We start from the raw sequence: 12,230 nt of genomic DNA, 5'->3' as shown, positions 1-12,230 counted from the left end.
GTGCTGAGCGGTGCGGTGGGGCGGGATGGGATGCGGGATCAGCCGGTACGGGAGAGTGTCGCGGCGTCGTCCGGCAGCAGGACGTCGTCCGCTTCCAGGGCGTTGGCGTGGTACTTGCCGACGGAGCTGATCAGCAGCCGGAGTTCCAGGGCGATGGACTCGGCCAGCCGGACCAGGCCGGCTTCGGCGTCCTCGTCCACGGCGAGCAGTGCGGCCCGGCCGAGGCCGACGGCGCGGGCGCCGAGCGCCAGGGCCTTCGCGGCCCTGCCGCCTTCCCAGATCCGCCCGCTGGCGAGCAGGCAGTGGTCGGTACGGCCGATGCGGGTGAGGCACTCGCCGAGCGGGAGGCCCACCTGGCCGAGGAAGGCGGTGGGCGCCCATGCGGTGCCGCCCTCCGCGCCGTCCACGGTGACGGAGTCCGCGCCGGCCGCCCAGGCGGTGGCGGCGGCGTGGGCGATGTCGCGGCCGGGGTGCAGTTTCACCCACACCTTCACGCGGGGGAAGTTGTTCCGCATCAGCCGGATCTGCTGGCGCAGGATCTCCTCGGTGAAGGTGCCGGGGCTGCTGATCCGCAGCACCGATTCGCTGTCCGCGCCGAACACCGGTTCCATGGCGTACTGTTCGGCGACCCGGTCACCTGCCTCGCGGCCCAGGACGGTGAGACCGCCGAGTCCCGGCTTCGCGCCCTGGCCGACCTTGAGTTCGAAGGCGAGCCGGCCGGTGGCGAGCAGTGGTTCGGACACCGGGTCGCTGTAGACCAGGTTCCACACTTCCGCGTCGGCGTCCTCGGTGGACTGCTGCACCACCACGCCGCCGTGCTCGTCGTCCGCGGCGGCCGTGTAGGCGGCGATCCTGCCGAGCAGCGGGGAGGCTGCGGAGTCGGCGGCGGCGCGGAAACCGTTGACCGGTACCACGTTCTCCCCGATGACCATCGGGATGCCGAGCTGTCCGGCCTGCCTCCCGGCCGCCTCGCCCAGGTCGTGGCTGGCGACCTGTGTCGAGCCGAACGCGGACACGTAGAGCGGCAGGCGGGAGGCGAACCCGCCTATCTGTGTGGCGAGTTCGACGTCCGTGTACAGGGGCTCGCGGGCCAGGTCGATGAGCTTCTTCAGCCGCTCCGGCATGAACACCGGGGGTACAATCCTGGCCCGCTCCAGCAGGTCGTGCGGGTCCTGGCCGGCCGGTGTCGCGCCCAGCAGGCTGCTGCCGTAGGACTCCAGCGCGGGGAAGACTCCCGCCGCTCCGGCTCTGGCCCGGTGCCGCACCTGTTCCTCGGGGAAGCCGGCGGCGCTCAGTACGGTGCTCATGCCGACACCACGCCGGGGAGCTTCGGGTAGGCGCTGGCCTCCCAGGCGGCGGTGCGGCCGGTGACGTACCGGGTGAAGCGCTCCAGGCCGATGCCGAATCCGGAGCTGGCGGGGATGCCGCGGCGGGCCAGATCGAGGTACCAGCCGTACTTCGCGGGGTTCTCGCCGGTCTCGCGCATCCGGGTGACCAGGGCCGCGTAGTCGTGCTCGCGCTCGCTGCCGCTGGCCAGTTCGCCGTAGCCCTCGGGCGCGATCAGGTCGAAGTTGCGGAGGATGCCGGGGCGGTCGGCGTCCTCCTGGTCGTAGAAGCCCCGTGAGCCCTTGGGGTAGTCGACGACGAAGAAGGGCCGGCTGGTCTTCGCGGAGAGGATCTCCTCGCCCTCCCAGTCGATCTCGGCCCCGGGGTCCTGCGGATGGCCGAGCGCCACCAGGTCCGCGGTGGCCTCCTTGTGCGTGGTGCGGTCGAACGCCCCCCGGACCACCTCGCGGAAGGCGTCCCGGTCGCGGCCGAGAAGCTCCAGGTCCGCGGGCATCTCGCGGACGACCTCGCCGACGACATGGGCGACGAGCCGCTCGGCGAGCTCCATCGCGTCCTCGCGTCGGGCGTCGCGGATCTCCACGTCGATCTGGTGGAACTCGGCGAGGTGGCGGTGCGTGACGGCCGTCTCCAGGGGCTCCAGGCGGACGTTGGGCGCGATGTAGAAGATCTTGTCGAAGGCCAGCAACGAGGCCTGCTTGTAGAGGATCGCGCTGGTCATCAGCTTGTACTTGTGGCCGTAGAAGTCGACGTCCACCTGCTTGGAGCCCCGGATGCCCGGGTCGGTGACCGGCCCGATGACCGGTGGCAGCAGTTCCTGGAAGCCCTGCGCGGTCAGGAACGCGCGGGTCGCCGCGAGCATCCGGCTCTGCACCCGCAGCGTGGCACGGGTCGGCTCGGCGATCAGGTGCTGGTCGGGAGAGGACGGGAACGAGGGCGCGACGCGGCCGTCGGACTCGGCGATCGTGCTGGTCATGGTGCTACCTCCTGGTTGTGCTGCCGATGGGCTGCCGGGCGACGGGTTGCCGGGGGAAGCGGGGAGCGGGTCGCGTGCCGGGGAACGACGCGGTCGTGCCGGCGCTGTACGAACGACAGGGCGTCGAAGAGCCCGGCGGCGGTGAGCCGCCGGCCGCGGTCGCGGACGGGTCCGAGGGGCATGGCCCCGATCTCGGACCAGGTGAGGCGGCCGGACCCGTCGATGTGGCTCCGGGTGCGGCCCGCGTTGTCGGGGTGCAGGCAGTAGGGGACGTCGAGGTATCCGCGGGCGAAGGCCTTCAGCAGGGCCTGGCCGAGGTCCTCGTCGAGGTTCAGCACCGCGTCGACCAGGGCGCGGGCCTCGGCGTACACGGCGTTGTCCGCCGGGTCGGTGTCCGCGGCGGGGGCCTGCCCGGGGTGTGCGCCGGTCGCGGCGCGGTGCCGGGCGGCGGCCCGGGCGGCGACCCGCAGGGCCTCGGTGTTCTCCGCCACGGTGGGAATGCGGTGTGCCTCGGCGGCCGTCTTCACGATCAGCCGGGCGGCCCCGGTCTCCACGGCCAGTTCGGCCGAGCGCTCCAGGAGTTCCAGTGATCCGTGCCGGGTCTGCGGATAGAGACCCATGTAGGTGTAGAGGACGATGTGCCAGTCGGTGTCCGGCAGGAACTCGCCGGCCAGCCGGTGCAGGGCGTGCATGGCGTCGCGGTCCTGGGCCGCGTTGGTCTGCTGGGCGTAGCTGAGCGAGATGCTGCGCAGCCCCGCCCGGTGGAAGAAGAGCGCCTCCAGCGCGCTGATCGCGACGAGCAGTCCGGGCGGGCAGAGCTGGCCGAGCATGCAGCCGCCGAAGGTCTCCAGATGGGGTTCCGCCCCGGTGGCACGGAGTCCGGCCAGGACGTCGCAGCTCTCCTGCCAGTTGCGTACGGAGTCCAGGAGCGGGGTGCGTCCGTAGGGCAGGCAGTAGGAGACCGGGCCGCCCTCCGTCGCGTCCAGGCCGAGTCGGGCGAGAGCGGCCACGATGCGCTGGGGGCGTGCCGATCCGTGCCGGATCTGTACCGGGAAGCCCGCGTCGCGGACCCCGTCGAGGACCCAGCGCGAGGTGTGCGGGCTGTAGGAGGTGATGGGGAATCCGTTGAGCGGGACGCCGCTGTCCAGCGCACGCGCCGCGGACGCCTCGTCGTTGACCCGGGTGTAGCTGTCGATGGTCATGGTGCCGACGACCGCGTCGGCCGCTCCCTTGGTGGCGAGCAGGCCGGCCCGCATCAGCGCGGGGTCGGAGAATCCCATGCGGGGCTGGACCACGAGGGTGCCGCGGGCCTGCGCGCCGGCGACGAACCGGCCGAAGGAGAGGGGGCGCCGGTGCACGGTGGTCCCGCTCGTGGGGGCCGGCTCACGGACCGTCGCGGTCATCGCTCCACCTCCCTGGGCAGCGAGTCGACGTAGGACTCGAAGGCGGTGATGTCGGCGCCGTCCTGGAAGACCGCGTCGAACCCGGCCCTCCTCAGGGCGTCGGCCTCTTCCTCCCCGTTCCCGGACACGCCGAGCTTGCCGCCGATGACGGCGGGCAGGCCGGTCAGTTCCCAGCGCGAGCGGATCGCCCCGATCAGCGGCTCGGCGTCGTGGAAGCCGTGCCCGTTGACGCTGCTGACGACCAGCAGGTCGGGCTGGAACTTGCAGCAGGACTCGACGATCTCGTCCTCGGGCACGCAGGAACCCAGATTGACGACCTTGTGCCCGAGGTCTTCTAGCAGCAGTTGGATGTAGATGAGATTCCAGGTGTGCGCATCGGATTGCAGTCCGGTGACAACAACATCCAGCGGCCCGGATCGATGACGAGCCGCCCATTCCGCAGGCTTCATTGTTCGCTTCGTCCACATCATTGGATGACAAGGGGAGAAAGAGGCCCGGGGTTTGCCCGGAACTCCCTTTCGGCCACAACCGTAGATTCGCCGCGGCGGCGTTTCCGGCGTGACCGGCGGCAACTGGGCGGCAGCAGAGCAGCAGTTGGCCGACGGCGCGGTGCCGGGCGGGCGGGGGGACGTGAGACTGGCCGCACTGCACCCGCAGAATTCAGCGCCCGGCCCGTTGCACACCGCCGGCGAACGACCGAGGAGTCATGACATGGCAGAGACCGGCCACAGCGTCCGTGCGGAGGACGTGCTCGCGGACGTGCTGGCGGAGGTACGGGAACGGGTCGACCGGCGGGAGGCGCTGGGCGAGGCCCAGGTCGCCGTGCTCGAAGCCGCGGTGAACATTGTCCGCGCAGGTCGGAGGGGAGGCGAGGTGATGCCGGTGGAGCGTTCGGAGCTGGTGCGCGAGGCGCTCGGCGCGGTGCGCGCGGCCACGGTGGCGACCGGGGTCGCCCTCACGTACGCGCACGCCACGGCCCGGGTGCTCACCTGACCGCGGTCCGGTCCGTGGTGCCGCCGATCTGCCTGGGCTTCTGCCCGGCGGCCCGGTCCGCGGCTCCTAGTCTTTGATGCAGCCGAAATACTCAGGCACACCCGACGACTTCACGAATGACTTCGTCCAACCGAGGTGGAGATCATGGCAACCAATCCGTTCGAGGACTCCCAGGGCCGCTATGTCGTGCTGGCCAACGAGGAAGGGCAGTATTCGCTGTGGCCGGCCCGCATCCAGCAGCCGGCGGGCTGGGAGCTGGTGAAGGACGAGGGCAGCAAGCAGGAATGCGGCGAATTCATCGAGGCCAACTGGACCGACATGCGGCCGCGTTCCGTGGTCGCGGCCATGGGTGGCTGAACCCACGAGTTCTTCCGGTCCGGAAGGGCGGGTGCGGGGCGCGCGAGGCGCCCGCACCCGCCCTTCGGCACGTCGGCCCGCGGTGGGCGGTGGACGGTCTGCGGTGGGCCGTGGGCGGTGGGCAAAAGGGAACTCCCGGCAGTCACGGGGGTCGTGGACCCGTGTCTGCCGGGAGCCTGGCCGGGCGGGGCGGGCGGTCAGCTCTGGATGCCGCGCACGCACCACTCCAGTACCGCCGCGGCGGCGGTCATCTTGTGGTGGGCCTGCCGCCAGGCCCGGCTGGAGGCACCGTCGAGCACCTCGTCGGTGACCTCCTCGCCCCGGACCGCGGGCAGGTCGTGCAGGAAGACGGTGCGCGGGCCGGCGAAGCGGTCCAGGAACGCGCGGTCGATCTGGAAGCCGTCGAAGTCCTTGAGCCAGTCCGGGTTCTCCTTCGTCACGCCCATGGTCTGCCACCGGCTGGTGTACACCGCGTCCACCGGGCCCTCGACCTCGTCGGCCGACACGACCTGGCTCACCAGGGCCTTGCCGTCGCTGAGTTCGGCCGCCAGGTCCAGCGTCTCCTTGGGCACCTCGTAACCCCGCGGGCAGAGCAGGGTGACGCGCAGGCCGGGAGTGAGGGCGGCGGCGAGTGCCAGGGCCGCGCCGGAGCTGTTGCCCTCGCCGACAGCGAGCAGGTGCAGACCGTCGAGCGAGCCGAACTCCTCGGCCAGTGTGGCGAGATCGGCGATGGCCTGGGTCGGGTGCTCGTCCAGGCTCAGCGCGTTGACGACGGCCAGGTTCGAGCTGCTGCCGAGCCGGCGGATCTCCTCCACGTCCCCGTTGGTACGGACGACGAGGGCGTCCAGGTACTGACCGAGGACCCGGGCTGTGTCCTCGACCGTCTCGCCGGTACTGAGCTGGAGCTCGTTCGGTCCGAAGGTGATCACGTCGGCGCCCAGCCGGGTCGCCGCGCTCCAGAAGGACGTCCGGGTCCGGGTCGAGGACTTGCGGAAGTACAGACCGACCTGCCGTCCGGCCAGCGGCTTCGGCACGATGCCGTCCCGGCCGAACGAGACGGCGCGCCGGACGATGTGGTCCAGCTCGCCGGGCGTGAGGTCGGCGAGGGAGATCAGGTTGCGCATGGGTGGGGTGCCTTTCGGGAGGGCGGGAACGGGGCTACGTGAGGGACTGCGGCGCTCACTCGCTCAGGGCGGCGGCAGACGGGAACAGGGGTACGTGAGGGGCTTGCGGTGCTCACTCGCCGAGGGCGGCGGCGAGAGCGGCGGGAACCGTCTCCCGGTCCGCGTCGAGCACCGCGCGGACCAGGTTGAGCACGGTGAAGCCGACCGGTTCGCCCGCCGTCGTGGGGAGCCGGCGGATCAGGCCGCGGACCAGCAGGGCGTGCACGTCGCGGGCGGCCTCGGCCAGCGAGGTGCCGCAGGCGCGCGCGGCACCGTCCACCGTCCAGGGATCCTCCAGCGTCGCCAGTGTGCGCAGCAGCTCGGCGGCCTTCGGGTCGAGGCCGGTCACGGCGGCGGTGAGCCGCTCGCCCAGGGTGGGGCCGGCGGCGGGATCGGCGGGCGTGACCCCGTCGAGCAGGACCAGCGGTGTGGTGCGGGCGATGTCCAGGAGCTGCTGCGGGGAGTAGAGCAGCAGCCAGGAGGCCGCGGCCTCCAGCGCCTGCGGCATGCCGTCCAGGGCCCGGCAGATCTGGGCGACGGTGGTGACGACGGAGTCGGTGGGGAGGAAGTCGGGCCGCATGTAGCTGACGTGGGAGAGCGTCAGCTCGACGGCGTGCCGGTCCGCGACGAGGGAGCCGCCCACCGCCCCGGCGGCGAGTTCGGCGGCGGTCGGCACCGGCAGCGGGGCCAGCGGCAGCAGCCGTCCGCCGGGCAGCTGGACCGGCCGGTCGGTGGTGGTGAGTATTTTCAGGCGCTCGCAGGCCCGCAGCAGACTCAGCAGCCGAGGAGTGACAGACGGTGACGCATCGTGACCGTCCAGGACGATCAAGGTGGGCTTGGACCCTATGAGCGCGGCCAGTTCCTCGAATTCCTCGCCGTCACGGACCAGTGCGCGCACCCACCCGGTCACGGTCGACTGAGGGGTGTTGGGCGTTGCTCCGGCGGCCTCCGCCGTTTCGTCCAGGGATACCCACAACACCGGAACCCGGTCCCGGGCGTGGATCGCCGAGGCGGCTTCCTGGGCGAGCCGGGTCTTTCCCACTCCCGGCAGCCCGACGAGGGTCAGCAGGCGTTCGTGGTCCGTGCGCAGCCGGGCGGTCAGCGCCTCCAGTTCGGGGCGCCGTCCGATCATCGGACGCAGCGGAGGGGGTGGTGTGGCCAGGCCCACCCCGTAGATGTCCTGGAAGACGCGCCCCACCGCCTTGGCATCGACGGCGAGTTCGAGTTCGACGCGGCGCGCGTCGCTGAGCCGCATGGCATTGGCAAGGAGCTTCAGAGTTTCCCTGCGCGGGTGCTGGACCCGTCCGAGTTCCAGGTCGCGAATGGCCCGGACGCTCACGGTGGAAAGGCCGGCGAGCTGTTCCTGGGTGAGCCCCGCCCGCCGGCGCGCATTCTGCAGCAGAACGTCGAGCCCGGGTGCGGGCTGGGAATTCATCATTGTCTCCTCGGTCTCCCCATGCTCAGAAAACGCAATGGCCGGTTACCCGTCCGCCCAGGAGTGTCCGGAACACATGGCACGGCGCCCGACCTTTCCGGTCCGCTCACGCTCCGTGCGCTCCGTACTCTCCGTGGCAGCGAAGGCCTGCCGTCGATGAACAGCCTTCATCGAGCCATTCCCGAACTCTTCCCGGTGCGGTACCGCGAGTTCCCTGCGGCAGGGGCTACGATCGCCTCGCGCTGGGGAAGCGCGGCGGGTGCGCGGAGCTGAGGGGGAGGATGCGTGTCAACCACGGAAGAGTTTCGGCTGCGCTTCAACATTCTTGGCCCTATTGAGGGTTGGTCCAACGGGACGCGACTCAGGCTGGGCGGAGTCATACAGGAGCGAGTTCTGGCCACACTGCTCCTGGAGCCCGGAAAAGTGCTTCCGGTTTCCCGTCTGGTCGAGGCGGCATGGGACGAGGAACCGCCCACCACGGCACCGCACCAAGTACGCAAGGCAGTTGCGGATCTCCGAAGACGGATACCCGGCGGAGCCGAGGTCCTGCTCACCGACGGGCCCGGCTATCGCGTCGCCCATGAGCAATGCGAAATCGATGTGGCCGAATTTGGCCTACTGATACGCAAAGCGAAGATCGCGGCGTCCGAGGGCCGTACGGCCGAAGCCGCGGAGATATTGCGCAGCGCCCTCGCCCTGTGGCGGGGGCCTGTTCTGTCCGGCAGCGGCGGTCCGGTCATCGAGGCGGCGTCGACCTCCATCGAGGAGCGCCGGCTGACCGCGGCGGAACAGCTCTTCGAACTCCACCTCGCACTCGGCGAGTCCGCCGAACTCGTCGTCGAGCTGCGGGAACTGGTCCAGCAGCATCCCCTGCGCGAGTCCCTGCGCGGCCAGTTGATGATCGCCCTGTACCGGTCCGGGCGGCAGGCCGAGGCCCTGGACGAGTACGGCAGGGTACGCGAGCTCCTCGCCGAGGAACTCGGCATCGACCCCGGTCCCAACCTCACCAAGCTGTACGAGGGGATCCTGCGGGAGAGCCCCGAACTGGCCGGCCCCGAGCCGGCCGCCGCCCCGGTGGTGGCCGTCGCGCTGCCCGCGGAGCCGCCGAGCACCCTCCCGTACGACCTCGCGGACTTCACCGGCCGGGACCGGGAACTGGCCGAGATTCTCCGCGGCGCCGAGGCCGGGGGCGAGCAGGGTCCGCAGATCGTGGCCATCGACGGCATGGGCGGCTGCGGCAAGACCTCGCTCGCGGTACGGGCCGCGCACCGGCTCGCGCCGGAGTATCCGGACGGTCAACTCCACATAGATCTGCGCGGATACACGCCGGGCGACCAGCCGGTGACCGCGGGCATCGCGCTCGACAGCCTGCTGCGGGCCGTCGGCGTCCCCGGCAACCTCATCCCCGACGACGTGCCCGCCCGCACCGCGCTGTGGCGCGCCACCCTGGTCGGCAAGCGGCTGCTGATCCTCTTCGACAACGCGGCCGACGCCGCCGCCATCCGCCCGCTGCTGCCGGTCTCCCCCGGCAGCCTCGTCATGGTCACCAGCCGGGCCCGGCTGGTCGATCTGGACGGCGCGCGGTGGATCTCCATCGGGGTGATGCCGCCCGAGGACAGCGCGATGCTGGTGGCCGAGACCCTCGGAGCCCAGCGGGTCGCCGCCGAGCCCGAGGCGGCCGCGGAGATCGCCCGGCTCTGCGGCCATCTCCCCCTCGCGCTGCGGATCGCCACCGCCCGGCTGCGCAATCGCCCGCGCTGGACGCTCCAGTACCTGGCGGAGCGGCTGCGCGACGAGACCCGAAGGCTCGACGAGCTCAGCTCGGGCGCGCGCAGCGTCTCCGCCACTCTTCGTCTGTCCTACCAGGCCCTGGACGAGGAGTGCCGCAACGCGTTCTCGACGCTGGCCCTGCACCCGGGCAGCGACATGGACATCCATGCCGCCGGTGCGCTGCTCGGCTCGGGCGCCCGGGACGCGGAGGACCTGCTGGAGATGCTGCTCGACGTGCACCTCGTGCAGCAGCCGGAGATCGGCCTCTACACCTTCCACGACCTGGTCCGCAGCTTCGCGCACAGCCTGCTCGTCGAGTCCCCCGAGGACTCCGTGGCGGTGGAGCGGCTGCTGGGCTATTACCTGACCGCCACCGAGGTGGCGTGCGATCTCCTCTACTCCGGGCGGCGTCGGCGCAACACCGGCATCGAGCCCTCCAAGGCCGAAATGCCCGACCTCGGCACCCCCGACACCGCGCGGAAGTGGTTCCTGCGCGAGCAGAGTTCGCTCCTCGCGGCGGTCACGCTCGCCGAGCGCCGGGGGCACGACCGCTACGTGGTGTGCCTGGCCCGCAATCTCGTCTTCCAGCTCAACGACCTCGGACTCCTGGAGGAGTTCGGCGAGCTGAGCCGGGTCGCGGTGGCCGCCGCCGGCCGGCTCCAGGACCTGGCGCTGCTGGGCGTGAGCCTGTCCAACCTGGGTGTCGCCTGCTGGAAGCTCGGCCGTCTCACCGAGGGGCTCGAAGCCGCCAGGGAGAGCCGGGACGTCGCGGTCCGGCTCGGTGATCTGCACACCCAGGCCCACAGCGAGAGCATCCTCGGCCAGTTCAACAGCCTGCTCGGCGACTTCTCCGCGGCCCTGGGCCACATGGAGACGGCCATCGCGCACGAACGCGACCTGGACATGCCGCGCGCGGAGGCCGAGAGCCTGACGATGCTCAGCACCCTGTACGAGCAGTGGGGGCGGTACGAGGAGGCGCGGGACGCGGCCCGGCGCTCGGCCGAACTGAGCCGGCAGCTGGGGCAGCACGAAGGGCTTCCCGGCGCCATCACCGATCTGGCCTTCGCCCATGTCGGCCTGGGCGCGTACGAGGAGGCCGACCGCTGTCTGGCGGAGGCCCGCACCCTGTACGGGGACGCCGGCAACGAGGTGAACCTCGCCCTGACCCTGGCCCTGTCCGCCGATGTGGAACACCGGCTGGGCATGGCGCCGCGCGACCCGGACCAGGCGGAGCTCGCCCTCGACATGATGCGGACCAACCCCTCGCCGCTGCGCCGGGCCAAGGTGGAGAACATCGTGGGCCGGCTGCGTCGCCGGCAGGGCGACGACTCGGCGGCGCTCGCGCTGCACACCCATGCCCACGAGCTCGCCTCGGCCCTCAGCTACCGCATCGAGCAGGCCTACGCCCTGGCGGGCATGGCCGACGCCCTGGGCGACACACCCGAGGCGGCCCGGTACCGGGCGGAGGCGGAGCAGCTCTTCGACGGGATGGGCGTGCCGCCCGATCACCGCCGCAGCTGACGACCGCCGGCGCCGCCGTCCCCGGCCCCGGCCGCGTCCCCGTGTCCCGGGGCGGACAGCGACGAGCCCCGCACCGTGGTCCGGTGCGGGGCTCAGGTGTCGAGGCGGGGGGAGTCAGATGACGGGGGACGTCGGGCCCTTGTCGTCGTCGGTACCGGTGGTACCGATCACCGTCGGGCCCTTGTCGTCATCGGTGCCCGTGGTGCCGGCGAAGGTCGGGCCCTTGTCGTCATCGGTACCGGTGGTACCGATCACCGTCGGGCCCTTGTCGTCCGTGATCGTCCGGGCGATGACGGTCGGACCCTTGTCGTCGGCGACCAGGTGGGTACCGGCGAAGGTCGGGCCCTTGTCGTCGTCGGTGCCCGTGGTGCCGATCACCGTCGGGCCCTTGTCGTCGGCGAGAACCTGCTGGATGCCCCGGGCGTCGTGCGACTGCCCCGCCTCGACCACCGTGCCGATGCCGAAGGCCAGCGTCGCCGCGATGATCCCGAAGAGCCCAGCAAGCTTGCGTCCCATGTCCCGCCCCTAAGTGGTGTTTGTGAGGTTCTGCGGTGTTCCGCTTCCCGACACCACTGATGTTGCTGATCGGCGTTCCCGGTCCGTTCCTGCCCCGATACCGCCTCCGGGAACTGCCGCGGGAACGGACCGGTGACCTCCTACTCCGCGTCCAGCTGGCAGGCGGCGACCCGGGGCCCGAGCGGGGTGAGGACCACGCGCGTCCGGGCCGCTCCCGACTCGTGGCCGGCCAGGTCGAGCAGCGATCTCACGAGGGAACGGAGCACCGCGCGCTCCGACTCGTCCAGGAGCGCGGGACCGGCACCGTCGCCGGGCGGCCACGTCACGATCCCGGCCACCGTGTGCATGCCGTTCTCGGTTCTGGTCTCGACGCTGAGCTGGGGCCCCTCCCAGGACTCCGGCGCGGTGTACGGATGGGACTGGACACCGGACGCCACACGCTCGGCCCACCGTTCCACGGTGGACAGGTCCTGGAGGGCCTGGCGCAGTTCCGTCCCGTCGGGCGAACGATCCCTGGGGTCCTTCACGGAGTACTCCTTCTGCAGACAACTACGTGACGACCCTTGCCTTCTCCGGTCCCGGTTCCCTCCCGAACCGTTCCCGCTTCCTTCCCGTTCCCGCGTTCGCGAAGGGAACGCAGCGGTAATCGGTCGCCGCATGATGACGCCGTTCGATTCAGACAGGGATCCGTGGTGATCCGCATGGGACGCGACATCCTGGGGGATTGAGGCGTGGCAACCACACCGTTCGAC

11 protein-coding genes are annotated in these 12,230 nt (G+C 71.3%); 3 read left to right on the top strand and 8 right to left on the bottom strand.

Annotated features, from left to right (window positions below):
• Positions 1–38: 38 nt before the first annotated feature.
• From ACGF8B_RS35230 to ACGF8B_RS35215, 4 genes are read right to left on the bottom strand one after another with little or no spacing between them, the layout of a single operon-like run.
• Positions 39–1,307: a glutamate synthase-related protein gene (locus ACGF8B_RS35230; protein ID WP_392746333.1), complete on the bottom strand. Its 1,269-nt coding sequence runs from the start codon at positions 1,305–1,307 to the stop codon at positions 39–41.
• Positions 1,304–2,320: an asparagine synthetase A gene (locus tag ACGF8B_RS35225; protein WP_392746332.1), complete on the bottom strand. Its 1,017-nt coding sequence runs from the start codon at positions 2,318–2,320 to the stop codon at positions 1,304–1,306. Before ACGF8B_RS35225 ends, ACGF8B_RS35230 begins: the two co-directional genes overlap by 4 nt.
• Positions 2,317–3,723: a methylaspartate mutase gene (locus tag ACGF8B_RS35220; protein WP_392746330.1), complete on the bottom strand. Its 1,407-nt coding sequence runs from the start codon at positions 3,721–3,723 to the stop codon at positions 2,317–2,319. The genes ACGF8B_RS35225 and ACGF8B_RS35220 overlap by 4 nt, the downstream gene beginning before the upstream one ends.
• Positions 3,720–4,172, bottom strand: coding sequence for a cobalamin B12-binding domain-containing protein (locus ACGF8B_RS35215; RefSeq protein ID WP_392746329.1), 453 nt, complete (start codon positions 4,170–4,172; stop codon positions 3,720–3,722). The genes ACGF8B_RS35220 and ACGF8B_RS35215 overlap by 4 nt, the downstream gene beginning before the upstream one ends.
• A 262-nt stretch (positions 4,173–4,434) precedes the next feature.
• On the opposite strand from ACGF8B_RS35215, the gene ACGF8B_RS35210 reads away from it, so the two are divergent.
• The gene (locus tag ACGF8B_RS35210) at positions 4,435–4,716 is read left to right on the top strand and encodes a hypothetical protein (protein ID WP_392746328.1); all 282 of its coding nucleotides are present in this window, start codon (positions 4,435–4,437) and stop codon (positions 4,714–4,716) included.
• 144 nt (positions 4,717–4,860) lie between these two features.
• Positions 4,861–5,073, top strand: coding sequence for an MbtH family NRPS accessory protein (locus tag ACGF8B_RS35205; RefSeq protein ID WP_093549323.1), 213 nt, complete (start codon positions 4,861–4,863; stop codon positions 5,071–5,073).
• A 197-nt stretch (positions 5,074–5,270) separates the two neighbouring features.
• Here the strand turns inward: ACGF8B_RS35205 and ACGF8B_RS35200 are convergent, their stop codons facing one another.
• Together ACGF8B_RS35200 and ACGF8B_RS35195 are read right to left on the bottom strand one after the other, a co-directional pair.
• Positions 5,271–6,197 carry an ornithine carbamoyltransferase gene (locus tag ACGF8B_RS35200; protein WP_392746326.1) on the bottom strand — a complete coding sequence of 309 codons (927 nt, stop codon included), beginning with the start codon at positions 6,195–6,197 and terminating at the stop codon, positions 5,271–5,273.
• Positions 6,198–6,309: 112 nt separating this feature from the next.
• Entirely contained in the window at positions 6,310–7,671 is a 1,362-nt protein-coding gene (locus tag ACGF8B_RS35195; RefSeq protein ID WP_392746325.1) for a helix-turn-helix domain-containing protein, read from the bottom strand.
• Between the two features lie 423 nt (positions 7,672–8,094).
• Between ACGF8B_RS35195 and ACGF8B_RS35190 the strand changes: the two genes are divergently transcribed.
• The gene (locus ACGF8B_RS35190; RefSeq protein ID WP_392746324.1) at positions 8,095–10,962 is read left to right on the top strand and encodes a BTAD domain-containing putative transcriptional regulator; all 2,868 of its coding nucleotides are present in this window, start codon (positions 8,095–8,097) and stop codon (positions 10,960–10,962) included.
• 114 nt (positions 10,963–11,076) lie between these two features.
• Here the strand turns inward: ACGF8B_RS35190 and ACGF8B_RS35185 are convergent, their stop codons facing one another.
• Both ACGF8B_RS35185 and ACGF8B_RS35180 read right to left on the bottom strand, forming a co-directional pair.
• Complete coding sequence (locus tag ACGF8B_RS35185; RefSeq protein ID WP_392746322.1) at positions 11,077–11,478, bottom strand: hypothetical protein; 402 nt, start codon at positions 11,476–11,478, stop codon at positions 11,077–11,079.
• 140 nt (positions 11,479–11,618) lie between these two features.
• Positions 11,619–12,005 carry a hypothetical protein gene (locus ACGF8B_RS35180; RefSeq protein ID WP_342281255.1) on the bottom strand — a complete coding sequence of 129 codons (387 nt, stop codon included), beginning with the start codon at positions 12,003–12,005 and terminating at the stop codon, positions 11,619–11,621.
• Between the last annotated feature and the right edge of the window lie 225 nt (positions 12,006–12,230).

Source organism: Streptomyces sp. NPDC047917 (assembly GCF_043204345.1).
Lineage (GTDB): Bacteria > Actinomycetota > Actinomycetes > Streptomycetales > Streptomycetaceae > Streptomyces > Streptomyces sanglieri.
Note: the sequence above shows the minus strand (reverse complement) of the source record. Positions and strands in the feature narration are given on the sequence as shown.